At 66.1% G+C, this 21,048-nt stretch carries 24 protein-coding genes; 17 read left to right on the forward strand and 7 right to left on the reverse strand.

Features of this window, described 5'->3' with window-relative positions; translation table 11 throughout:
• Positions 1 to 150: 150 nt before the first annotated feature.
• The 3 genes from ACVW1B_RS29405 (at position 151) to ACVW1B_RS29415 (ending at position 1,378) form a co-directional block, all read left to right on the forward strand.
• Positions 151 to 804: a glutathione S-transferase family protein gene (locus tag ACVW1B_RS29405; RefSeq protein WP_028336064.1), complete on the forward strand. Its 654-nt coding sequence runs from the start codon at positions 151 to 153 to the stop codon at positions 802 to 804.
• Between the two features lie 180 nt (positions 805 to 984).
• Positions 985 to 1,161 (forward strand): hypothetical protein, encoded by a 177-nt coding sequence (locus tag ACVW1B_RS29410; protein WP_456822618.1) that lies wholly within the window; start codon positions 985 to 987, stop codon positions 1,159 to 1,161.
• 61 nt (positions 1,162 to 1,222) lie between these two features.
• On the forward strand, positions 1,223 to 1,378 hold the full coding sequence (locus ACVW1B_RS29415) for a hypothetical protein (protein WP_162832398.1): 156 nt from the start codon (positions 1,223 to 1,225) through the stop codon (positions 1,376 to 1,378).
• 120 nt (positions 1,379 to 1,498) lie between these two features.
• Here ACVW1B_RS29415 and ACVW1B_RS29420 read toward each other — a convergent pair whose 3' ends face one another.
• On the reverse strand, positions 1,499 to 1,852 hold the full coding sequence (locus ACVW1B_RS29420; RefSeq protein WP_076829887.1) for a DMT family protein: 354 nt from the start codon (positions 1,850 to 1,852) through the stop codon (positions 1,499 to 1,501).
• 212 nt (positions 1,853 to 2,064) lie between these two features.
• Here ACVW1B_RS29420 and ACVW1B_RS29425 point away from each other — a divergent pair, with 212 nt between their 5' ends.
• From ACVW1B_RS29425 to ACVW1B_RS29435, 3 genes are all read left to right on the forward strand, one after another.
• On the forward strand, positions 2,065 to 2,880 hold the full coding sequence (locus ACVW1B_RS29425) for a PAS domain-containing protein (RefSeq protein ID WP_456822619.1): 816 nt from the start codon (positions 2,065 to 2,067) through the stop codon (positions 2,878 to 2,880).
• Positions 2,881 to 2,984: 104 nt separating this feature from the next.
• Positions 2,985 to 3,446, forward strand: coding sequence for a GNAT family N-acetyltransferase (locus ACVW1B_RS29430; protein WP_076829882.1), 462 nt, complete (start codon positions 2,985 to 2,987; stop codon positions 3,444 to 3,446).
• 271 nt (positions 3,447 to 3,717) lie between these two features.
• The gene (locus ACVW1B_RS29435; protein WP_253606875.1) at positions 3,718 to 4,659 is read left to right on the forward strand and encodes an aldo/keto reductase; all 942 of its coding nucleotides are present in this window, start codon (positions 3,718 to 3,720) and stop codon (positions 4,657 to 4,659) included.
• A gap of 67 nt (positions 4,660 to 4,726) precedes the next feature.
• Here the strand turns inward: ACVW1B_RS29435 and ACVW1B_RS29440 are convergent, their stop codons facing one another.
• The 3 genes from ACVW1B_RS29440 to ACVW1B_RS29450 form a co-directional block, all read right to left on the reverse strand.
• On the reverse strand, positions 4,727 to 5,071 hold the full coding sequence (locus ACVW1B_RS29440; RefSeq protein ID WP_253606874.1) for an endonuclease domain-containing protein: 345 nt from the start codon (positions 5,069 to 5,071) through the stop codon (positions 4,727 to 4,729).
• Between the two features lie 80 nt (positions 5,072 to 5,151).
• Positions 5,152 to 6,381: a DUF1501 domain-containing protein gene (locus tag ACVW1B_RS29445; protein ID WP_253606873.1), complete on the reverse strand. Its 1,230-nt coding sequence runs from the start codon at positions 6,379 to 6,381 to the stop codon at positions 5,152 to 5,154.
• Entirely contained in the window at positions 6,378 to 7,961 is a 1,584-nt protein-coding gene (locus tag ACVW1B_RS29450) for a DUF1800 domain-containing protein (RefSeq protein ID WP_253606872.1), read from the reverse strand. Before ACVW1B_RS29450 ends, ACVW1B_RS29445 begins: the two co-directional genes overlap by 4 nt.
• A 327-nt stretch (positions 7,962 to 8,288) precedes the next feature.
• Between ACVW1B_RS29450 and ACVW1B_RS29455 the strand changes: the two genes are divergently transcribed.
• Positions 8,289 to 8,963, forward strand: coding sequence for an HAD family hydrolase (locus tag ACVW1B_RS29455; RefSeq protein WP_253606870.1), 675 nt, complete (start codon positions 8,289 to 8,291; stop codon positions 8,961 to 8,963).
• Positions 8,964 to 9,062: 99 nt separating this feature from the next.
• On the opposite strand, the gene ACVW1B_RS29460 is transcribed toward ACVW1B_RS29455, so the two are convergent.
• Complete coding sequence (locus ACVW1B_RS29460; RefSeq protein WP_253606869.1) at positions 9,063 to 9,665, reverse strand: TetR/AcrR family transcriptional regulator; 603 nt, start codon at positions 9,663 to 9,665, stop codon at positions 9,063 to 9,065.
• Between the two features lie 87 nt (positions 9,666 to 9,752).
• On the opposite strand from ACVW1B_RS29460, the gene ACVW1B_RS29465 reads away from it, so the two are divergent.
• On the forward strand, positions 9,753 to 10,544 hold the full coding sequence (locus ACVW1B_RS29465) for a crotonase/enoyl-CoA hydratase family protein (RefSeq protein WP_253606868.1): 792 nt from the start codon (positions 9,753 to 9,755) through the stop codon (positions 10,542 to 10,544).
• 118 nt (positions 10,545 to 10,662) lie between these two features.
• Here ACVW1B_RS29465 and ACVW1B_RS29470 read toward each other — a convergent pair whose 3' ends face one another.
• Positions 10,663 to 11,370: a glutathione binding-like protein gene (locus ACVW1B_RS29470; RefSeq protein ID WP_253606867.1), complete on the reverse strand. Its 708-nt coding sequence runs from the start codon at positions 11,368 to 11,370 to the stop codon at positions 10,663 to 10,665.
• Here ACVW1B_RS29470 and ACVW1B_RS29475 point away from each other — a divergent pair.
• The 3 genes from ACVW1B_RS29475 to ACVW1B_RS29485 are packed head-to-tail and all read left to right on the forward strand — an operon-like array spanning position 11,369 to position 13,365.
• Entirely contained in the window at positions 11,369 to 11,548 is a 180-nt protein-coding gene (locus ACVW1B_RS29475) for a hypothetical protein (RefSeq protein WP_253606866.1), read from the forward strand. The two genes, ACVW1B_RS29470 and ACVW1B_RS29475, sit on opposite strands and share 2 nt — an antisense overlap.
• A gap of 48 nt (positions 11,549 to 11,596) precedes the next feature.
• Complete coding sequence (locus ACVW1B_RS29480) at positions 11,597 to 12,712, forward strand: MBL fold metallo-hydrolase (protein ID WP_456822620.1); 1,116 nt, start codon at positions 11,597 to 11,599, stop codon at positions 12,710 to 12,712.
• A complete protein-coding gene (locus ACVW1B_RS29485) occupies positions 12,709 to 13,365 on the forward strand; it encodes an SCO family protein (protein WP_253606864.1) in 657 nt (218 codons plus the stop codon). The genes ACVW1B_RS29480 and ACVW1B_RS29485 overlap by 4 nt, the downstream gene beginning before the upstream one ends.
• An 85-nt stretch (positions 13,366 to 13,450) precedes the next feature.
• On the opposite strand, the gene ACVW1B_RS29490 is transcribed toward ACVW1B_RS29485, so the two are convergent.
• Positions 13,451 to 13,684, reverse strand: a complete 234-nt coding sequence (locus ACVW1B_RS29490; RefSeq protein ID WP_253606863.1) for a hypothetical protein — start codon at positions 13,682 to 13,684, stop codon at positions 13,451 to 13,453.
• Between the two features lie 112 nt (positions 13,685 to 13,796).
• Between ACVW1B_RS29490 and ACVW1B_RS29495 the strand changes: the two genes are divergently transcribed.
• From ACVW1B_RS29495 to uvrB, 6 genes are all read left to right on the forward strand, one after another.
• On the forward strand, positions 13,797 to 14,699 hold the full coding sequence (locus ACVW1B_RS29495; protein WP_069276582.1) for a LysR substrate-binding domain-containing protein: 903 nt from the start codon (positions 13,797 to 13,799) through the stop codon (positions 14,697 to 14,699).
• Complete coding sequence (locus tag ACVW1B_RS29500) at positions 14,692 to 15,915, forward strand: NAD(P)-binding domain-containing protein (RefSeq protein WP_456822621.1); 1,224 nt, start codon at positions 14,692 to 14,694, stop codon at positions 15,913 to 15,915. The genes ACVW1B_RS29495 and ACVW1B_RS29500 overlap by 8 nt, the downstream gene beginning before the upstream one ends.
• A gap of 167 nt (positions 15,916 to 16,082) precedes the next feature.
• A complete protein-coding gene (locus ACVW1B_RS29505; protein ID WP_456822622.1) occupies positions 16,083 to 17,123 on the forward strand; it encodes an acyltransferase family protein in 1,041 nt (346 codons plus the stop codon).
• Positions 17,124 to 17,533: 410 nt separating this feature from the next.
• Positions 17,534 to 17,821, forward strand: a complete 288-nt coding sequence (locus tag ACVW1B_RS29510; protein WP_253606860.1) for a hypothetical protein — start codon at positions 17,534 to 17,536, stop codon at positions 17,819 to 17,821.
• Positions 17,818 to 18,021: a hypothetical protein gene (locus ACVW1B_RS29515; protein WP_425249136.1), complete on the forward strand. Its 204-nt coding sequence runs from the start codon at positions 17,818 to 17,820 to the stop codon at positions 18,019 to 18,021. The genes ACVW1B_RS29510 and ACVW1B_RS29515 overlap by 4 nt, the downstream gene beginning before the upstream one ends.
• Before the next feature lie 112 nt (positions 18,022 to 18,133).
• Entirely contained in the window at positions 18,134 to 21,046 is a 2,913-nt protein-coding gene (gene uvrB / locus ACVW1B_RS29520; RefSeq protein ID WP_076829859.1) for an excinuclease ABC subunit UvrB, read from the forward strand.
• Positions 21,047 to 21,048: the final 2 nt, after the last annotated feature.

The following is a 21,048-nucleotide window of genomic DNA, read 5'->3' on the forward strand; positions in this document are numbered from 1 at the left end:
CGTGTGCAGTGCAGTAGACGTTTCGACTTTTTCCACACTGCAGGGCTTGCGACGCACCCCCGTCAGCATCATTGTTTAGCGGCGTTGCGGTGTGACAGGCCGCGCAATTTTTAAGCGTACCGTCTCCCTGACCGAGTGAACCACGACGCAATGTACAAGCTCTATTCGATGCAGCGCTCCGGCAACAGCTACAAGGTCCGGCTGGCGCTTGCCGTGCTGAACACGCCGTACGAGGCGATCGAGATCGACATCCTGCGCGGCGAGAGCCGCACGCCGGAATTCCTGGCCAAGAATCCGAGCGGCCAGGTGCCGCTGCTCGAGGTCGCCGAGGGCCGCCATCTCGCCGAGTCCAATGCCATCCTCTGGTACGTCGCGATCGGCACGCCGCTGGCGCCGGAGTCGCGGATCGAGCGCGCCGAGGCGCTGCAGTGGATGTTCTTCGAGCAGCACGCGCTGGAGCCGAACATCGGCGCCGCCTATTTCTGGCTGTCGCTGGTCAAGGGCGGACGCGACCTGCAGACGCACGCGCTGGAGGACTGGATGGAGCGCGGCTATGCGGCGCTGCAGGTGATGGAAAATCACCTCAAGGAGCACACCTATTTCGCCGCCGGACAGCTCACCGTCGCCGACATCGCCCTCTACGGCTACACCCACGTCGCCGACCGCTGCGACTTCGACCTGGCGACCTTTCCGTCGATCCGCGCATGGCTCAAGCGGGTCGAGCAGACCCCCGGATTTGTCTCGATGGACTGGCAGCCTGGTACCGAGGCCGAGCCTGAGCCTCGCCTCGCGGCCGGCGTCTGAACGGCCGGGTGTGAATCCAGGGAATAACGGGGAAACTGCCCAAATAACGGGCAAAACCCGCGCCGCCGCCGTATTTTAGCCATTTTTGGACGGCGCCACCGCCGCAATGTTGCCGGTGACAACCGGCAGATTCGCGCGGATGTCGCGAGTGATTCGCTCGCGGCCTGAGGGATTTAGACCATGAAACGGTGGTCCGGCACGGCAGGCTTCGATAGCCGCCCTGCCCCGGTGGCATCATCCCGGCTGACGAACGCGATCGCCGCGTCGCTCGCGCTTGGCGCGCTGACGTTGTGCCTGGTCGTCGCCGTGACGGTGCTGTCGAGCAACATCACCATGGCAACGGCGATCCCGGCGTAATCAAGCAATTTCCGGTTAGCACCTGATCCGCGGCAAGGCGCGGGAGAGACAGCGGCGCGACATGATGAAGACCCCCGTCGGACTGGTGACCGTGACGTTGTCCGCGGCGATCCTGCTGGCGGCATCGCTCTTGATCGTGACCGGCACGCAAGGCGAAGACCACGCACGCCCCGCGCATGTCACGACGCCGGCCGCCAAGCCGGCCCCGCACCACTAGCTCAGGCGCAAAGCGCGTTAGAGCGTTTTCGAGCGAAGTGGAAACCGGTTCGCGTGAAGAAAACGCGTCAAAACAAGCATCTAGAGCTTCGGTTCTGATTCAATCAGAACCGAAGATGCTCTAGCCCCATTTGTGGAAGATCAGAAACGCGCCGGCGGCGATGAAGGCAAATCCGAGCGCGTGATTCCAGCCCAGCGGCTCCTTCAGGTACAACACCGAGAAGGCGGCGAACACGACCAGTGTGATCACCTCCTGCATGGTCTTGAGCTGCGCCGCCGAGTAGACCGCGCTGCCCCAGCGATTGGCCGGCACTGCCAGCCAGTACTCGAAGAAGGCGATGCCCCAGCTCACCATGATGACGATGGGGAGCGAGTGATCCTTGAACTTGAGATGGCCGTACCAGGCGAAGGTCATGAAGACGTTCGAGGCGAACAGCATCAGGATCGGCAGCAGCGACGGCGAAATGGCGGGCATCGAATGTCCTCTTGCAAGCAAAGCACGCGGTAACCCGCAGGCACGGAACCGGGTTCCGTGCCGGTCTGCATATCATTTGATTTGAAAGCAGCGAAAGCTGGTTCGGCCCCCGCAACGCCCGCTTAACGATCGGGACGGAAATGCCGGCGCGGTTGCGGCCCTGTCGTCAAACTGCGGCTTTATCGTTCGTTTGATAGATAGCGAGAACGCGCATGCGGTTCGACTGGCGTGCAATTTCAGGTCCGGCCCTGACGGCGATCACGGCATCCGCCGCCTTCCTGCTCGATCGCCTCGTTGTCGCCGTCCCCAATCCCGCGCCGCTGTTCGTCTGCATCGTGGCGCTTGCGAGCTCGATCAGCGGCATCACCTCCGGGCTGATCTCCGCCGCGATCGCGGTGGCCGCCTCGGCGCTGTTCTTCCTCAATCATCGCGCGCTGCCCGGTTACGACACCGCCGACGTCGCGCGGATGCTGATGCTGGCGGCGACCGCGGCCGGCACCGCCGTGATCACCGGAATGCTACGGCAGAAATGGATCGACGCCTTTGCCGCGGACCAGCAGCATCACGCCACCGCGGAGCGGCTCGCAGCCGCGCTCGACCAGGTCGACATCGGCATCGTGCTGCTCGACGCCGACACCCGCGCCGAATTCATCAACCGCGCCTTCCGCGACTATTTCGCGCTGTCGGATGCGCAGGCCGAGAGCAAGCCGCCCTTCGTCGCGCTGATGTATCACGGCCGCGACACCGGCGCCTTTGAACTGCCGGAAGACGAGCTGAGCGCATTCATCGCCGAGCGCATCGCGATGATGCGCGCCGGCGACTCCACGCCGATCAATCTCAACCTCGCCGACGGCCAGGTGCTGCGCTTCAGCTGCACCGCACTGCCGGACGGCGGCCGCATGCTGAGCTACACGCCGGTCACCGACCTCGTGCGGCACACCGACGATCCCGCCAAGGCCGATGAATATCGGGCCCAGCGCGCCGGGCGCGAGCGCCGTCTGGCGCGGCTGCTGCGCGCCGCCGAGTGAGGCGCGACCTCGTCCGCAATTGATCCTGCGAGATAGCGACGGTAGAACCTTGCGAGCGGTGCGGGAGACATCGCCCGCAACGCAGGATCATCCAGGAATCCTCCATGGCCGACGACGTCACCATCCGCTTCGTCACCCGCGACGACTACGCCCAGTGGCTTCCTCTGTGGGACGGCTACAATGCCTTCTATGAGCGATCCGGGCCGACCGCGCTCGCGCCCGAGATCACCGCGATGACGTGGGAACGCTTCTTCGATGCCTATGAGCCGGTGCACGCGCTGGTCGCCGACGCCGGCGGCAGATTGCTCGGGCTGACGCATTATCTGTTTCACCGCTCGACCACGGCGATCGCGCCAACCTGCTATTTGCAGGATCTGTTCACCAGCGAAGCCGCACGCGGCAAGGGCGTTGGCCGCGCGTTGATCAACGGGGTTTACGCGCAGGCCAAGCTCGCGGGATCGCCACGCGTCTACTGGCAGACGCATGAGACCAACCACACCGCGATGCAGCTTTATGACAAGGTCGCAGACAAGCCGGGCTTCGTCATCTATCGCAAGATTGTCTGAGCGGATCTTCGCGGCCTGTGGATTGAACAGAGGTGTCACCGGCACGTTACAAAGCCCGGCTAGGCTTCCGCTCGCGCAGATCAGGCCCCCCGTCTCAGATCTTCGCCAAGCGGTCCCCGTCAGTCGCCGCGTCTGACCGGGACCGCTTTTTTTGCGGCATCTCATTTTGCGACATCGTCATGCGTGATCGGCGGTAGGACGGCACCTTGCCGGGCCCTAGTGTGCTTGTCACAATACGCGGCACCCCTCGCCTATCCCACAGGATTGTCTCATGGAAATTCGTAATCTCGGCGGCTCCGGGCTGCGCGTGTCCGCGGTCGGCCTCGGCTGCAACAATTTCGGCCAGCGCACCGACCTCGAGACCTCGCGCAAGGTGATCCACAAGGCGATCGATCTCGGCATCACGCTGTTCGACACCGCCGACATCTATGCCGGCATGGGCGGCTCGGAGACCGTGCTCGGCACCGTGCTGGGCGACCGCCGCAAGGACATCGTGCTCGCCACCAAATTCTCCAAGCCGATGGCGACCGACGGCACCAAGCAGGGCGCCTCGCGGCGCTACATCATGTCCGCAGTCGAAGCGAGCCTCACTCGCCTGAAGACCGACTATATCGATCTCTACCAGCAGCACGACTACGATCCGCTCACCCCGATCGACGAGACGCTGCGCGCGCTCGACGATCTCGTCCGCCAGGGCAAGGTGCGCTACATCGGCAACTCCAACTTCCCGGCCTGGCGGATCGCCGAAGCCGAGTACGTCGCGCGCCAGATGAACGTGAACCGCTTCGTGTCCTGCCAGGACGAATACAGCCTCCTGGTGCGCGACATCGAGAAGGACCTGCTGCCGGCGACGCAGCAATACAATCTCGGCCTGCTGCCGTTCTTCCCGCTCGCCAGCGGCCTCTTGACCGGCAAGTACCAGCGCGGCGCCGCTGCACCCGCCGATACCCGCTTCGCCAAGGCGCCGGCGTTGAAGGATCGCTACGTCACGCCGCGCAACGAGGACATCGTCGAGAAGCTGCAGGCGTTTGCCAGGGAGTGCGGCCACTCCATGCTCGAGCTCGCCTTCTCCTGGCTCGCCGCCCGCCCGCAAGTCGCAAGCGTCATCGCCGGGGCGACGCGTCCCGAGCAGATCGAGCAGAACGTCAAGGCGATCAGCTGGAAGCTCTCCGCGGAGGAGATGGCGGAGATCGATGGGATAACGAAGGCGTGAAGCGAACGGCACTCTCTCCGCTCCCTCTCCCCGTCCTTCACGGGGAGAGGGTTGGGGTGAGGGGCATCTATCCGCGCAACTCAGTCTGAATTGTAATCAACACACCCTCGACGTTGCCGAGCACATCGTTGTTCCAGAAGCGAAGCACGCGATAGCCCTCCCCGGTGAGATACCGGTCCCGGACCACGTCTGCAGCTGAGTCCGCGTGCTGACCGCCATCCACTTCGATCACGAGCCGTCGCTCGCGGCAGACGAAGTCGCAAATGTAACTCCCGACCGGCACCTGCCGTGCGAACTTATGGCCATCAATCTGGCGATTGCGGATGCGATTCCAAAGCACGGTCTCCGCGTCCGTTTGATTGGCGCGCAGCCCTCTCGCGAGTCGGATAGGTGTTTCCTTGCGGCCACGCATTGCCCTGCCCCTCACCCGGAAGCAACGCGATGCGTCGCTTCCGACCTCTCCCCGCAAAGAGCGGGGAGAGGTTGAGGAAGTCAAGCCACCAGCCCCTTCATCGGCTTTACCGGGGCGCTGTCCGGAAACACGGCATCGGCCAGCACGCGCTCGCCGAGGCCGAACAGGTCGTGCAGCACGCCCTTGATCACAGCGCGCAGGTCGGTGGTCGGGGCGAGGTCGCGGGCCTGGTAGAGATTGGCGGGCTTGAGGCCGGGCCAGTCGGTGATCATGCGGCCGCCATTCACCGCGCCGCCGGCGAGCAGCGCGATGGTGCCGGTGCCGTGGTCGGTGCCCTCGGTGCCGTTGATGCGCGCGGTGCGGCCGAACTCGGTCGCGACCACGATCACGGTGTCGCGCCAGCGCGCGCCGAGGCCGCTCTGGAATTCCGCCAGCGCGCCGTCGAGGCCGCCGAGCAGCTGCGCGAGGCGGCCGACCGGCCCGCCTTCATTGGCGTGGGTGTCCCAGCCGTCGAAGGCGAGCGCGCCGATCCGCGGGCCGTCATCGGCCGCCATCAGTTTCGCGGCGCCGCGCGCCACGAGGCGCATCGCCGCCACGCCGCCCGCCCCGGGCTTCGGCTTCATCTCATCGCCCTGCGCCTGCTTCTCGAGCTGCACGCCTTGCGTCAGCGCGCTCGCCAGCGCCGGATCGCGGTGCTGATAGAGATCGAGCAGGCGCATCGCGGTGTCGTCGGCGGCTTGCGGCAGCGCGGTCGGGGCCCACCCCACGGTTGGCGCCGCGCCGCGCAGCACCAGCGGCGTGGTCGGGCCGACCGCGAGCGCGCTCGTCACCCGCTCGCCTTTCGGCAAGGCTTCGAGCGCGCGGTTGAGCCAGCCGGACTGCACGCGGCCCGGACCGGGGAAGCCGCTCTCCAGCACATCCTGGCCATCGAAATGCGAGCGATCGCGATACGAGGTCGCCACCGCATGAACCACCGCGGCCTGCTTGGCGCGATACATCCGCGAAAATTCCGGCATCGCCGGATGCAGGCCGAAGAACTGATCCAGCATCACCGCCGCGTTCGGGCCATCGGGGCGCAGCGCGATCGCGCCGTGCAGGCCGGCATAGTCGGGGTCGCCGACCGGGGCGACCGTGGCAAGGCCGTCGAGCGCGCCGCGCAGGATGATGGTGACGAAGCGCGGGTCGCGGCCATCGGCGGCGCGCGCGAATTTCGGCAAATAGGCCCAGGCCGCAAACGAGGCGCCGCCGAGCAGCAGCGCGCGCCGCGACGTCGCCTGCAGCATCAGGCTCTCGGAGCATCCCATCGTCATCTCCTCTGGAACTCGGGCGACATCAACAGCAGCGCCAGCGCCTGCTGCCGCGATTCCGCGCGCTCGATGGTGCGCCGCGTCTCGAGCGAGGCGGCATCGGCGGCAATGAGCTCGAGCAGGTCGCGCGGGTCGAACCGGTCGGCGAGCTGGGAGGCGACTTGCGCCGAGATGTCGAGCCTGAGCTTGACGCCTTCAGGTGCCGCCCAGGCCGCGGCGGTGTCCGGAAAACCGTTCGGCCCGGCCGGCGACCACAAGGGCTGGCCGAGTACGTTGAGGCCGTTGAGATAGCGGCCCGGATCCTCGGGATTGCGCGCCAGCAGGCGGCCGGAAGCGACCAGGAACTCGTAAGGCGAACGCATCTTTGTCAGTGGCGCCTGCCAGGCCTCGCTGGACTGAACGAGCGCGGTGGCCAGCGCCCGGAGATCGCCGTCCGTTTTCGTGAACATATCCTGCAGCCTCGCCACCAGCGCCGGCGGCGGATCGTCGGCGACGAAGTGGCGCGCGAGTTTGGTCGCAATGAATTTTGCGGTCGAGGGATGCCGCGCGATGTCCGACAGCACCGCCTCGCCCTGCGCGACGCCGGCCTGCGCGTAGGTCTTGCCGAGCACCCGCTGCGGTCCGGGCTGGTGCGCATTGGCATTGAACACGAAGCTGCCGGGGGTGCCGAGCTGGCCACGGCGGCCGGCAAAGGTCCAGCCGGTGATGACGCGCGCCAGCGACGTCACGTCGTCCTGGGTGTAGCCGCCGCCGACGCCGAGCGTATGCAGCTCCATGATCTCGCGCGCGAGGTTCTCGTTCAGGCCGCGATTGCGGTTGATGCCAGCGCGCGACTCCGGGCCGAGCGATTGCTGATTGTCGAGAAAGAACAGCATCGCCGGATGCTGCTCGACGGCCTTCAGCATGTCCGGGAAACGGCCGAGCACATGCGGACGGATCGCCTCGCGCTCGAACGAGCCGGCCCACATCCGCGCCAGCGCGCCCTTGTTGGCGGAGATGCAGAAGTGGTTGGACCAGAACACCACGAGCCGCTCGACGAAGCCGCAATCGGCGACCACGCCGCGCTGCAGGCGCGCCAGCGCCTCGGCGCGGAACGTCTTCTGGATGATGTTGAGCGGTTCCGCCGGCGGCTTGGGGGGACCGGGCACCGTCTGCATCGTCGGAGGCTGCATCGGAGCCGACGGCGTCATCGCCGCGTTGGCGCCATCGGCGCCCTGCGCCTGCATTGTCGGATCTTTTCCGGCGATCTCCTTGGCGGCAGTGGACAGCGACAGATTGCGCCGCTGCGGCGACTTCGTGTCCGGCCCCTGCGGCGATGTCTCGCTCGCGCCCTGCTGCGCGGCCTTCGCAGCATTGCGCGCCTGCTGGATCTCGAACTGATAATCGAACACCTGCTTGCCGAGTTCGGGTGTCGAGAGCAGGCCCGGCACTTCGAGCAGCGCGCCGTTCGGACGCGCCAGTTCCGCCAGCACGAAACCGCGCGGATCGGAGGCCGCGTTGATGAAGTCGCCGGACGCCCCGCCGCGGGCGCCGAATCCAAACCGGTTGAGGGCAACCAGCGCGGCTTGCGAATCACGGGCCATCAGAATTCCCTTGACGATTTCCTTGGCGGCCTATCCCGGCTATATCAGTTGCCTGGCATCATAGCGCGGTCCGGGATGAACCCGAGATTAATTCGCGCATTAAATCGCGGTTAGAATGGACCTCTCGTCAAACGATCGTTCCCAACCAGCATCTCCGCGCCGGCTTGCCTGCACGGCATGCGGCAGCGAATTTTCCTGCTCGCTCACGGGGTCGTGCTGGTGTTCCGACGAGAGCTTCCGCCTGCCGATGCCGACCGACGGCGGCGACTGCCTGTGCCCCGCATGCTTGCGGAAGCTCGCGGAACAGCAAGCAGCGGTGAGCGCCACGTGAAGGCACGCTGGACCGTCGACGCCGTCCTGCTCGACATGGACGGCACGCTGCTCGACACCGAGAAGGTCTACTTCGACAGCCTGGTCGCGGCGCTGAACGTGTGCGGCTACACCGACGACGTCGTCGCGCTGTGCCATTCCATGGTCGGCCTTCCCGGCCCGGTCTGCGAGGCGATGCTGCGCGATCATTACGGCGCGACGTTTCCGCTGGAGGCGGTCAACCTGGCCTTCCTCGAACATCGCGATCGGATGATGCGGTCGGGCCTGCCGCTCAAATCAGGCACGCTCGCTCTGCTCGATGCGCTCGCGCTTGCGGAGCGCCCGATGGCGATCGTCACCTCGTCATCGCGCCGTTCGGCCGAACGCAACCTCACCCTCGCCGGCATCCGCGCGCGCTTCGACACGCTGCTGACGCTTGACGATGTCGCGCAGGGCAAGCCGGATCCCGAGCTCTATCTCAAGGCCGCCGCGCGGCTCGGCGTGACGCCGGCAGCCTGCATTGCGGTGGAAGACTCCAACCACGGCGTGGCGGCCGCCCACGCCGCCGGCGCGATCACGCTGATGGTGCCGGACATGGCGCCGCCGACCGACGAGACCCGCGCGAAATGCGCAGCCGTGTTGCCGGACCTCAACGCCGTGCTGGCGCTGCTGCAGGAGCGCGGCGCGCTTTAGCCGTCATTGCGAGACGGTCTCGCCGCAGGCTGCTGCACCTCTCCCGCTTGCGGGGCAGGGAGCGCACCGCCTTCGCGACTACCATTCAACCTACTCTCGTCATGTCCTAACCCCGCTTACGCCCTGCTTCCCCAGCGCCGTCTCGATCAGTGTGCGCGCGGCCTCGCCGGCGGTCTCCATGTAGCTCGGGTCGCGATGCAGCAGCACCACGGCGAACGATCCGTCCAGCAGCAAGAGGATCTGCCGCGCCAGTTTGAGCGGATCGGCGATGCCCTGCTCCGCGAAGGTCGCGCGCAGCCAATCCTCGAACTTCTTCTTGTGCGCGGCACCGATCCGGATCGCGGGATGCCCGGGCATGTTGGCGAGCTCCGCGGAGGTGCGCAGGAAGCCGCAGCCCTTCCACTTCGGATGCCGCGCCGAGCGCGCGAGGTTCTTGAAGATCGCCTCGACCTTCACCGCCAGGCCGCCCTCGGCCTCCGCGAACCACTTTCGGAACAGCGCGAGATTGGGCTGGTCGCGCGCGGCGAGATAGGCGGCGACCAGATCGTCCTTGCTCTTGAAGTGATAGTACAGCGTGCGCTTGGTCAGGCCGGCCTTGGCCGCGACCTCGTCGACGCTGACGCGGCGGATCCCTTCATTGTAGAACAGCGCGCTTGCCGCCTGGACGATGCGCTCGCGGGTGGGCTCGGAAGGTCTGGGCATTCTGCGTATGTATACTAACCAGTGAATATACACAAATTGCGTCTGGCCCTACATTCGGCTCGACACACAATTGCTGGAGACTGCATCATGCCCGAACCCATCCTGCTCGATATCACCGACGGGATCGCCCTGATCACCCTGAATCGTCCGGAGCAACTCAACGCGCTGAATTATGCACTGATCGATCAGCTGATGGCCGCGCTCGACCGCATCGAGGGCGACGCTGAGGTGCGCGCCGTGATTTTGACCGGGGCCGGCGAGCGCGCCTTCTCGGCCGGCGCCGACATCAAGGAGTTTTCCGAGAGCGTCAAGCAGGGCTCCGCCGTCGCGGTGCGCGACTTCGTCCGCCGCGGCCAGGCCATGACCGCGCGGCTCGAGGCATTCAAGAAGCCCGTGATCGCCGCAATCAACGGGCTCGCCTTCGGCGGCGGCTGCGAGATCACCGAGGCGGTGCACCTCGCGATCGCCAGCGACCGTGCGCTATTTGCAAAGCCCGAGATCAAGCTCGGCATGCCCCCGACCTTCGGCGGCACGCAGCGGCTGCCGCGACTAGCGGGACGCAAGCGCGGACTTGAATTGCTGCTGGCGGGCGATCCGTTCCCGCCCGAGCACGCGCGCGAGATCGGGCTGGTCAATCAGGTCGTGCCGCATGATCAGCTGCAGACGGCCGCGCGCGAACTCGCCGGCCGGATCACCAGGCATTCGCCCGGATCCGTCGCCGGCACCATCACCGCGGTGACGCGCGGGCTCAACATGCCGATTGCCGAGGGCCTTTTGGTCGAGAGCGAGCAGTTCGCCGCGCTGGTGCCGGGCCGCGATCTCGCCGAGGGGCTCGCGGCGTGGAAGGAACGGCGGCCGGCGAGGTATGTCGGGGCTTAAAAACCCGCGAGTGCTACATCCGTCATTGCGAGCGAAGCGAAGCAATCCATCGACCCGCATACGCGGAAAGATGGATTGCTTCGTCGCTTCGCTCCTCGCAATGACGGAGGAGTTCGCCCTACCGCACCACGGCCGCGGTCTGCCCGAACAAGAGCTTGCGCTCTTCCTCGGTGCGGATCGCGGGCTGGCCGAAATTCGGATTGACCTCCTTCGCCTTGGCATAGGCGCGCACGGTCGCCGGGCGCTTGCCGATCGTCTCCAACCAGCGCTTCAGATGCGGGAAATCGTCGATCTCCTGGCCCTGGTTCTTGTAGGGCACGACCCACGGATAGCTCGCCATGTCGGCGATCGAGTAGTCGCCGGCGACGAATTCGCGGTCGGCGAGCCGCTTGTTGAGCACGCCGTAGAGCCGGTTGGTCTCGTTGACGTAGCGGTCGATCGCGTAAGGCAGCTTCTCGACGGCGTAGTTGCGGAAATGGTGGTTCTGCCCGGCCATCGGCCCGAGCCCGCCCATCTGCCAGAACGTCCACTGGATCGCGTCATAGCGGCCATGGATATCGGCCGGCAGGAATTGTCCGGTCTTCTCGGCGAGATAGAGCAGGATCGCGCCGGACTCGAACAGCTGTAGCGGCTTGCCGCCGCCCTTCGGCGCGTGATCGAGAATTGCGGGGATGCGGTTGTTCGGCGCGATCTGCAAAAACTCCGGCTTGAACTGATCGCCTTTGCCGATGTTCACCGGGAAAATCCTGTACTCCAATCCGGTCTCCTCAAGGAACATCGTTACCTTGTGACCGTTCGGCGTGGACCAGTAGTGAAGGTCGATCATGGGCGTGATCCTGCATTGCCAGGGACTGCCGATGCCGCGCATCGGCGAGAAAGATGCGAATGCATTGACTTGGGCGCATAACCGCACCCAAGTCAATGGCGCGCGCATTGCACCGCGCGCGAATGTGATCTGCGGCCAGCGCAAGTGCCCGATTGAGCCGCGTCCCGATTGCTCCTAGGCTCAACGTGTTTGGTATTGAAAAGTTTTCAGAACACGGGGGATTGCGATGACACGGGATTTGGCACGACGTGATTTCCTGAAAGGCTCGGCGGCGATCGCCGGCGCAGCAGCCGCGGGCGCCTTCTCCTGCGTCGAGATCGCGAGCGCCGCACCGATCGAGGTGCCGACCGTCGACAAGCTCTCGATCCGCGTGCTGGTCGATTCCAGCTTCGATTTGTTCTTCAAGCCGAAGCAGTCGGGTGGCGTCACCATCGCGCCGCCGCCGCGTTCCGCCGACTACCAGAAGTCGCTGCACAATGAATGGGGCCTGTCGCTGTGGCTGGAGTCGGAAGCCAAGGGCGCACAGCGCACGCTGATGCTCGACTACGGCTACACGCCGGAGGTGCTGCTCAACAACATGGCGCTGGTCGGCGTCGATCCGGCGAAGCTCGACGGCCTGATCGTGAGCCACGGGCATTACGATCATTTCGGCGGCCTCAACGGCTTCCTCGACAAGTTCCGCGACAAGCTACCGGCCGACGTGAAGCTCTATGCTGGCGGCGAGGACAATTTCTGCCACCGCGTCAGCGCAACGCCGACCAAGGGCCAGTTCAACGATTTCGGCACGCTCGACCGCCGCCAGCTCGCGGCGCAGCGCGTCACCACGGTGCTGTGCGAGACCCCGACCGTGATCGCGGGCCATGCCTTCACCACCGGCAAGATCACCCGCCGCAGCATCGAGCGTGTGCTGCCGCAGACCTGGGTCGAGTTCGGCATCAAGGACGGGCTCGGCTGCAATGACAGTCACTATCTGCCGGCCGAGATGGACGGCAAGATCGTGCCCGACGAGCACATCCATGAGCACGCCACCTGCTTCAACGTGCGGGACTTCGGCCTCGTCGTGATCTCGTCCTGCGGCCATGTCGGCATCGTCAATTCGGTGAAGCAGGCACAGGAGGTCTCCGGCATCCAGAAGGTGCACGCCATCGTCGGCGGCTTCCATCTCGGACCGGCGCCGAAGGACTACCTCACCGAGGTCGTCGCCGAGATCAAGAAGCTCGACCCCGACGTGCTGATCCCGATGCATTGCTCCGGGCTCAACTTCGTGCAGGAGGCGACCGCGCAGATGGGCGACAAGGTGCTGGTCACGACGACGGGCAGCCGCCTCTCCTTCGGCATATGATCGCGCCGATCCAGCGCGTCATTGCATTCGCTGGCGCGGGCCTGGCATTCGCCGGCGCCGGCCTGTGGCTGACGCTGGCGCCGGTGCTGGCCGCCGATGCGCCGCCGCAATCGGCGCGCTCGGCCGCCGAGATCATGGACATCCTGATGTGGAACAGGGAGCCGGTCGGCGGCCCGTTCGCGCTGACCGATCAGGCCGGCCATGAACGCACCGACAAGGAGTTTCGCGGCAAGCTGATGCTGATCTATTTCGGCTTCACCACCTGCCCCGACATCTGCCCTACCGATCTGCAGGCGATCGCCCTGGCGCTCGACAAGCTCGGCCGCGACAGCGATCAGGTGCAACCGATCTTCATCACGGTCGATCCCGAGCGTGACACCGCGGCGCATCTCGCAGACTACGTGCCGATGTTCCACCCGCGCCTGATCGGACTGACCGGCAAGCTGGATGCGATCCGCAAGCTCGCTGATGCCTACAAGGTCTACTTCGCGCGGGTGCCGCTGAAGGATGCCGGCGACTACACCGTCGATCACACTGCCTACATCTATCTGATGGACCGCGAGGGCAATTATCTTGGCTTCTTTCCGCCGGGGACGTCGGCCGACCGGATGGTCGAGATCATCCGGCCACGGCTCGCCGAACCGGGACGCTAGTGCCGCAACGGCAGTGCCCTCCCTCTCCCGCTTGCGGGGGAGGTGAAGAAAGCAGTTCGACAGGCGGATCGGACCAATCACGGCCTCAAAGCATCCGCCCGTGCGCGCGCAAGAATGTCTCGCCGCTTTCCGTCACCATTACCCGCATGCCCTCGACCGAAGGTCGGCGCGCGACGTAGCCGCGATCGACGGCGTCCTCCCAGATCGTCAGCCGCGGGCATGAGGTGCGCCAGACCTCGAGCACCTCGGCATAAGGCCGCGGCTCGCGCGCCAGCCACTCGACAAGATCGAGCACCAGGGCGTCTGTGGTCTCTGTCATGTGGTCCTCGCCGGGGTCAGCAGGGATTCACTGTCTCCGGTATTTCTGCGCCGCTTGGCCTCTTCCGGCAAACTGAGTTATCTTGACCTTGCATCAGTTTTCCTGAGGGTTCATGCGGCGACTGCTCTTCCTCAACGGCATCAAGGCGTTCGAAGCGGCGGCGCGGACCGGCAGCTTCGCGGCGGCGGGCAGCGAGCTCAATGTCTCGGCCGCCGCGATCAGCCGGATGGTGCATCTGCTCGAGGAGCGGCTCGGCGTCGCGCTGTTCGAGCGCAAGGCCAACCGCCTCGTCACCACTCCGGCGGGCCGCGCCTATCAGGGCGGGCTGACGCCGATCTTCGACGCGCTGGCGAGCCTCACCGCGCAGGTCACGGCATCCGCGAGCGCGCGGGTGCTGACCGTCGGCGTCGGACCGACCTTTGCGCTGAAATGGATGATCCCGCACCTTGCCGAGTTCCGCAAAGCGGAGCCCGACATCGAGGTGCGGATCACGACCGGCGGCATGGCGGTGCCTTTCGCCGACGACTGGAGCTGCGGCATCCAGCTCGGCGACGGCCAGTGGCCGGGCCTCGTCGCCGAGCCGCTGTTTGCCGCCGACCTGATGCCGGTGTGCACGGCGCGGCTCGCCAACACCCTGAAGCGCCCCGCCGACCTCAAGGGCCCGAGCCTGATCCGCGTCGCGCATTCGCCCGACGACTGGCCGTCCTGGCTGAAGGCCGCGGGCGTGCCGCGCCTGACCGCGCGCGGGCCGGAATTCCAGTTTTACGGCCAGGCGCTGCAGGCAGCTAGCGACGGGCTCGGCATCGCGATGGGCATCCGGCCCTATATCGACGACGATCTCGCCGCCGGCCGGCTGGTGGCGCCGTTTGCGCTCAGCGTGCCGAAGGGCATGCGCTGGTATCTGGTCTATCGCGGCTTCCACGCCGAACAGCGCGATTTCGCCGCGTTCCGGCGCTGGATCATCCGCGCCGCGGCGGAGCCCGCGGCCCGCCGCAAGGGATCGCGCAGTGCCTGACGAGACCGTCGATACGCTGGTGATCGGCGGCGGCCAGGCCGGGCTCACCATGAGCCATCGGCTGAAGCAGCGCGGCATCGCCCATCTGGTGCTGGAGCGGGGTCGCATCGCCGAGCGCTGGCGCAGCGAACGCTGGGACGGCCTCATGTTCCAGTTTCCGAACTGGTCGGTGCGGCTACCGGAATTTGCGTTTCCGCACAGCGATCCCGACGGCTTCTCGGACACCGCTGCCATCATCGCCTTCATCGAGGACTACGCCGCGTTCATCGCGCCGCCGATCCGCTGCGGCGTCGCGGTCACGAAGTTGCGCCGCGACGCCGGCGGTTTCCTCGCCGAATTTGCCGGCGGCAGCATCGTCGCCCGCAGTGTTGTCATCGCCACGGGCCCCTATCAACGGCCGCTGCGGCCGGACCTCCTGCGCGATCACCCCGGCCTGTTCCAGGTCGATGCCGCCGGCTACAAGAATCCGGCGCAATTGCCTGACGGCGCAGTGCTGGTGGTCGGTGCCGGCGCCTCGGGCGCGCAGATCGCCGAAGAGCTGATGCGCGCCGGCCGTGATGTCTTCCTCTCGGTCGGACGTCACAACCGCCTGCCGCGCCGCTATCGCGGCCGCGACCTGATCTGGTGGCTGGCCGAGATGGGCATCGACCGGACGCCGGTCGAGCAGCGCGGCCCGTCGCGGCTGCTGCCGGTGATTTCCGGCGCCCATGGCGGCCACACCGTCGATTTCCGCCGCTTCGCCGCCGGCGGCGTGACCCTGCTCGGCCGCGTGACGGCGGCGCGCGACGGCGTGCTCGAGATCGCGCCCGATCTCGCCGCCAACATCGCCAATGGCGACGCCTATTACGCGACGTTCCTCGGGATCGTCGACGACTTCGTCGCGGCGCGCGGCCTCGATCATCCCGAAGATCCCTTGGCGCGCCTCCGTTTGCCCGATCCGCCGTGCCTCACCGCGCCGCTCAATGCGATCGACCTCCGCGCCGCGCGGATCAGGAGCGTGATCTGGGCCACCGGCTACGGTCTCGATCTGAACTGGATCGACATACCGGTGCTGGATGCCGACGGGGCGCCGCGACATCGCCACGGCGTCTCCGACGTGCCGGGCCTCTATTTCCTCGGCCTGCAATGGCTGTCGAAGATGAAATCCTCGTTCCTGTCAGGCGTCGTCGGCGACGATGCCGCGGTGCTCGCCGACCACATCGCCGGCCGCGGCTAGCGGGAGGCGGAAGACCGGGCAATATCGAGCAGCCCGAGGCTGCCGCGGCCGGTAACCCTAGACGAAAGGTCGTTGCTCGCTTCAGTTGTCAACGAAACCGGACGACTGTAAGGATTGCAAACCACCTCAACGGGTGGCCGCATATTGAAATTGATATCAGGTTGAGCATGGGTCCAATTGCTGGTCCGCGCCCGGAGGAGGATTCTGCCGGGCCACGCTCCGAATCGCTCGATGCGCTAAGGGGCCTCGCGATCTCGGCGGTCATTGCCCGCCACTACTTCGAATTCAAGTACGGCATGCTGGGCGTCGACCTGTTCTTCGTCGTCAGCGGCTTTTTGATCGGCGGCATCCTGCTCGATAGCCGCGAACAGCGCGGTTACTTCTCGTCGTTCTATGGCCGGCGCGCGTTCCGGATCCTGCCGCTGTACTGGCTGCTGCTGTTGATCGCGACGCCCGATCACTGGGGCTATTACCTGTTCTTCCTGCAGGCCGTGCCGTGGTTGCAGTTCGGTTATCCCATGACCGAGCCGACATTCGTCAGCTGGACACTCGCGATCGAGGAGCAGTTTTACCTGATCCTGCCGCTCCTGATCTGGTCGCTGCCGCGGGAATGGCTGGTCCGCGTCCTCTGGTGCGGCGTGCTGATCGCCCCGGTCTGTCGCTGGCTGTTCCACGCGCACCTGCCCGACCTCTCCTGGGAGTTCTTGCTGCCCTGCCGGCTCGACGAGCTGTTCGGCGGCGTTCTGCTGGCGTGCTTTGTGCGCGGCTACTGCCGCTCCCCTCTAGTGTGGGCAGCGCTCGCCTGCGTGCCGATGCTTTGCGATTTGACCTATGCGGCGGCGTTTGGACCGTTCTCCTTCCTCGGGATATCGGCGTTCGCCTGCGGCGTCATCGTGTGGGCCGGGATCAACGTACAGAAGACGGTGTTGCTCAAGCCGTTCATCTGGCCCGGGCGCCGCTGCTATGCGCTCTATCTCTTCCACCTGATCGTGCTGAACATCTTCCTGTCCCTCGATTTTGGTGCATGGTCGGGTCTCATCGCGCTTCCGATCGTCTGCGTCCTTGCCGAGATCAGCTGGCGCGCGATCGAATCCCCGCTCATCGACTACGCGAAACGCCGGTTTGCGCGGGTTCGGCCGGTCGCGCGGCCGGCCTGCTGTCGGTGCGACACAAGAAAGCCCGCGAACGCCGAAGCGTCGCGGGCTTAGCAGGATGGCCGCGCCGCCGGGCATGGCGACGCCGCAGGCACAAACGCTAAAGATTGCCGGCTGGCGGCATTCCCTCGATCATGTGGCGCAACATGGCAGTCGCCTGTTGGGCGTCGAACAGATTGGTCCCGCTCGGTTCATGCTTCTCCGGATGAGCGGTGTGCTCGTTGTACGTCGCTGCACCTCTCCCGCTTGCGGGGGAGGTCGTATCGTATCGAAGATGCGATACGGGTGGGGGCTCTCTCCACACTGTGACTCGTGGAGAGAGCCCCCACCCCAACCCTCCCCCGCAAGCGGGAGAGGGAGCGCACCGCCGTCGCAGCCGCTATTCGACCATCTCCACGCGCTCAAGGCTCCGGGTTCCTTTGCTGCGCGGAAATAAACCCGGCGAGTTGTGAACTGCTTCACATTTGGCGCAACGCGCTCGTGCTTCCTATGAGAAGGGCGTTTCGAGGTCGCACATGATTTACAGCGGTTTTGAGATCAAGTCGTTCGAAGTGGGGAAGGGGCAATGGCACGCCAGGGTTCAACGGGTCGATCAAAGGCCGGTCGTCATCGATGGCATGCTGTTTCCGACGCTCGACATCGGCTTTGCGTGGTCCGATCCGGATGCGGCGATCGCCGACGCGAAGCGGGCTATCGACCGGTTCCCGCAACGCTATGGCATGACAATGCCGGCGGCCGAAGCGTCGGCGTGACCGGTAACGTCGTGGTTGCCGTCCCGCAATGCGAGCCGGATCCGGTCTGGCCGGCGCAGGTCCGCACCAGCTGCCCGGAATGCGCCGCATCGCTTTCGCTGCTGCGCGTGATCCCCGGCCGCGCCGCCGAATACTGGACCATGCGCTGCGACGGCTGCGGCGGGATCCATCTCGACATCGTCGACCTGCCGCGGGCCTGAACTCCGCGACGGCGCCCCCTGCTGACACCCTGCTGTCAGCAGCCTCGCCCGTGCAGCTATCTAGCCGTCGTTTACCCTTTTCTCGCTGCCGGACTCGTCCCATATTCGGGGCATGGCGAAGACACCGAACACTCCGAAAAAGCCCGGCAAAACCCCCAAATCCAAAGCACACCGGCCCGAGGTCCTCCCGATCGGGCCCGCGCTTGCCGAATTGCTCAATCCGGCGATCAACCGCGGCGATGCCGGCATGGGTTCGGGCACCGGCCTGCAGCCGCCGCCGGACAATTCCTGGGACCGCCGCGCCGGCGGCGAGGCCGCTGCGCATCGCGCGCGGGCGTCGACGCGAGAGACCAGCGAGGGCGTCGCGAAGCGCGATGCTTCCGGGCTCGAGGAGGCCCCGCAGGCCAATTACGGAACCTCGGCCACCATTCCGACGCTCGATCCGGAACTGGCGCGGCAGCTCGGTCTGCCGACCGCCGAGGACGACGACGAGGCCCTGGCGCGGCCGCCGCGCAGCAAGATGGAGGCGCTCGGCGTCAAGGCGACCGCCGACGCGCTGGAGAACCTGATCCGCGACGGCCGCCCGGAGTTCCGCAAGGACGACGGCTCGATGCGGGTGTGGACCCCGCACCGCCCGCCGCGCCCGGAGAAATCCGAAGGCGGCGTGCGCTTCGAGATCAAGTCCGACTATCAGCCGAAGGGCGACCAGCCGACCGCGATCGCCGAGTTGGTCGAGGGCATCGACCGCAACGACCGCACCCAGGTGCTGCTCGGCGTCACCGGGTCGGGCAAGACCTACACCATGGCCAAGGTGATCGAGGCGACGCAGCGCCCGGCGCTGATCCTGGCGCCGAACAAGACACTGGCCGCCCAGCTCTATGGCGAGTTCAAGAACTTCTTCCCCGACAACGCCGTCGAGTATTTCGTCAGCTATTACGACTACTACCAGCCGGAAGCCTACGTCCCGCGCACCGACACCTATATCGAGAAGGATTCCTCGATCAACGAGCAGATCGACCGCATGCGCCACTCGGCGACGCGCGCGCTGCTCGAGCGCGACGACGTCATCATCGTCGCTTCCGTGTCCTGCATCTACGGTATCGGCTCGGTCGAGACCTACACCGCGATGACCTTCGCCTTGAAGAAGGGCGAGCGCATCGATCAGCGGCAGCTCATCGCCGACCTCGTTGCTCTCCAGTACAAGCGCACCCAGGCCGACTTCACCCGCGGCACCTTCCGCGTCCGCGGCGACGTCATCGACATCTTCCCGGCGCACTATGAGGACCGCGCCTGGCGGGTGAACCTGTTCGGCGACACCATCGAAACCATCGAGGAGTTCGATCCGCTCACCGGCCACAAGCAGGACGAGCTCGAATTCATCAAGATGTACGCCAACTCGCACTATGTGACGCCGCGCCCGACGCTGGTGCAGGCGATCAAGTCGATCAAATCGGAGTTGAAGCAGCGCCTCGACCAGCTCAACGACCAGGGCCGCCTCTTGGAGGCACAGCGACTCGAGCAGCGCACCACCTTCGATCTCGAGATGATGGAGGCGACCGGAAGCTGCGCCGGCATCGAGAACTATTCGCGCTATCTCACCGGGCGCCGCCCCGGCGAACCGCCGCCGACGCTGTTCGAATATGTACCGGACAACGCGCTGATCTTCGCCGACGAGAGCCACGTCACCGTGCCGCAGATCGGCGCCATGTTCCGCGGCGACTTCCGCCGCAAGGCGACGCTCGCCGAATACGGCTTCCGCCTGCCCTCCTGCATGGACAACCGGCCGCTCCGCTTCGAGGAGTGGGACATGATGCGACCGCAGACGGTGGCGGTGTCGGCGACGCCGAGCGGCTGGGAGCTGAACGAAAGCGGCGGCGTGTTCGTCGAGCAGGTGATCCGTCCGACCGGCCTCATCGACCCGCCGGTCGACATCCGCCCTGCCCGCACCCAGGTCGACGATCTCGTCGGCGAGGTGCGCGCCACCGCGGCGGCCGGCTATCGCTCGCTGATCACGGTGCTCACCAAGCGCATGGCGGAGGACCTCACCGAATATCTGCATGAGCAGGGCATCCGCGTCCGCTACATGCACTCGGATATCGACACCATCGAGCGCATCGAGATCATCCGGGATCTTCGCCTTGGTGCGTTCGACGCGCTGGTCGGCATCAACCTGTTGCGCGAGGGCCTCGACATTCCCGAATGCGCGCTGGTCGCGATCCTCGATGCCGACAAGGAAGGCTTTCTGCGCAGCGAAACCTCGCTGATCCAGACCATCGGCCGTGCCGCGCGCAACGTCGACGGCAAGGTGATCCTCTATGCCGACAGCATGACCGGCTCGATGGAGCGCGCGATGGCCGAGACCACGCGGCGCCGCGAGAAGCAGGTCGAGTACAACGAGGCCAACGGCATCACGCCGGAGAGCGTGAAGAAGTCGATCGGCGACATCCTCAACTCCGTCTACGAGCGCGACCACGTGCTGGTCGAGATCGGCGACGGCGGCATCGCCGACGACGTCATCAGTATCGGGCATAATTTCGAGGCCGTGCTGAGCGATCTCGAAACGCGGATGCGCGAGGCCGCGGCCGATTTGAACTTCGAGGAGGCCGCGCGACTGCGCGACGAGGTCAAGCGGCTGCGCGCCACCGAGATGGCCGTGGTCGACGACCCCACCGCCAAGCAGCGCAACGTGCAGAAGCAGGCCGGCGCCTATGCCGGCACAAGAAAATACGGCGATGCCGCCAACCTGCCGGTCAGCGCATTGAAGAACAAGTCGGCGCAGACCTCGCTCAAGGCGAGCCGCGGCGGCAAGTCCGGCTCACGCATCCACAAGCCCGATCTCGACGAGATGCACGGCCCGGAATCGCTGCCCTTCCGCCCCAGCGGCGCGCTGCCCGCAAAGCCGTTCGGCACCACGAGCCGCATCATCCAGCCGACCGACTCGCGGCAGTCGGGGCCGGAGTTCGGCCCGTCGCCGCGGTCGAGCGGCGGCGCGCCGGGCAAGCGGGGCGGGTGGAAGAAAAGGTAGAT

This window comes from Bradyrhizobium sp. USDA 4502 (genome assembly GCF_054063355.1).

Excerpts from the sequence above, each read along its gene's own strand:
- ACVW1B_RS29405 (WP_028336064.1), top strand. The coding sequence starts at position 151 with ATGTACAAGCTCTATTCGATGCAGCGCTCCGGCAACAGCTACAAGGTC.
- ACVW1B_RS29410 (WP_456822618.1), top strand. The coding sequence starts at position 985 with ATGAAACGGTGGTCCGGCACGGCAGGCTTCGATAGCCGCCCTGCCCCG.
- ACVW1B_RS29415 (WP_162832398.1), top strand. The coding sequence starts at position 1,223 with ATGATGAAGACCCCCGTCGGACTGGTGACCGTGACGTTGTCCGCGGCG.
- ACVW1B_RS29420 (WP_076829887.1), bottom strand. The coding sequence starts at position 1,852 with ATGCCCGCCATTTCGCCGTCGCTGCTGCCGATCCTGATGCTGTTCGCC.
- ACVW1B_RS29425 (WP_456822619.1), top strand. The coding sequence starts at position 2,065 with ATGCGGTTCGACTGGCGTGCAATTTCAGGTCCGGCCCTGACGGCGATC.
- ACVW1B_RS29430 (WP_076829882.1), top strand. The coding sequence starts at position 2,985 with ATGGCCGACGACGTCACCATCCGCTTCGTCACCCGCGACGACTACGCC.
- ACVW1B_RS29435 (WP_253606875.1), top strand. The coding sequence starts at position 3,718 with ATGGAAATTCGTAATCTCGGCGGCTCCGGGCTGCGCGTGTCCGCGGTC.
- ACVW1B_RS29440 (WP_253606874.1), bottom strand. The coding sequence starts at position 5,071 with ATGCGTGGCCGCAAGGAAACACCTATCCGACTCGCGAGAGGGCTGCGC.
- ACVW1B_RS29445 (WP_253606873.1), bottom strand. The coding sequence starts at position 6,381 with ATGACGATGGGATGCTCCGAGAGCCTGATGCTGCAGGCGACGTCGCGG.
- ACVW1B_RS29450 (WP_253606872.1), bottom strand. The coding sequence starts at position 7,961 with ATGGCCCGTGATTCGCAAGCCGCGCTGGTTGCCCTCAACCGGTTTGGA.
- ACVW1B_RS29460 (WP_253606869.1), bottom strand. The coding sequence starts at position 9,665 with ATGCCCAGACCTTCCGAGCCCACCCGCGAGCGCATCGTCCAGGCGGCA.
- ACVW1B_RS29465 (WP_253606868.1), top strand. The coding sequence starts at position 9,753 with ATGCCCGAACCCATCCTGCTCGATATCACCGACGGGATCGCCCTGATC.
- ACVW1B_RS29475 (WP_253606866.1), top strand. The coding sequence starts at position 11,369 with ATGGGCGTGATCCTGCATTGCCAGGGACTGCCGATGCCGCGCATCGGC.
- ACVW1B_RS29470 (WP_253606867.1), bottom strand. The coding sequence starts at position 11,370 with ATGATCGACCTTCACTACTGGTCCACGCCGAACGGTCACAAGGTAACG.
- ACVW1B_RS29480 (WP_456822620.1), top strand. The coding sequence starts at position 11,597 with ATGACACGGGATTTGGCACGACGTGATTTCCTGAAAGGCTCGGCGGCG.
- ACVW1B_RS29485 (WP_253606864.1), top strand. The coding sequence starts at position 12,709 with ATGATCGCGCCGATCCAGCGCGTCATTGCATTCGCTGGCGCGGGCCTG.
- ACVW1B_RS29490 (WP_253606863.1), bottom strand. The coding sequence starts at position 13,684 with ATGACAGAGACCACAGACGCCCTGGTGCTCGATCTTGTCGAGTGGCTG.
- ACVW1B_RS29495 (WP_069276582.1), top strand. The coding sequence starts at position 13,797 with ATGCGGCGACTGCTCTTCCTCAACGGCATCAAGGCGTTCGAAGCGGCG.
- ACVW1B_RS29505 (WP_456822622.1), top strand. The coding sequence starts at position 16,083 with ATGGGTCCAATTGCTGGTCCGCGCCCGGAGGAGGATTCTGCCGGGCCA.
- uvrB (WP_076829859.1), top strand. The coding sequence starts at position 18,134 with ATGGCGAAGACACCGAACACTCCGAAAAAGCCCGGCAAAACCCCCAAA.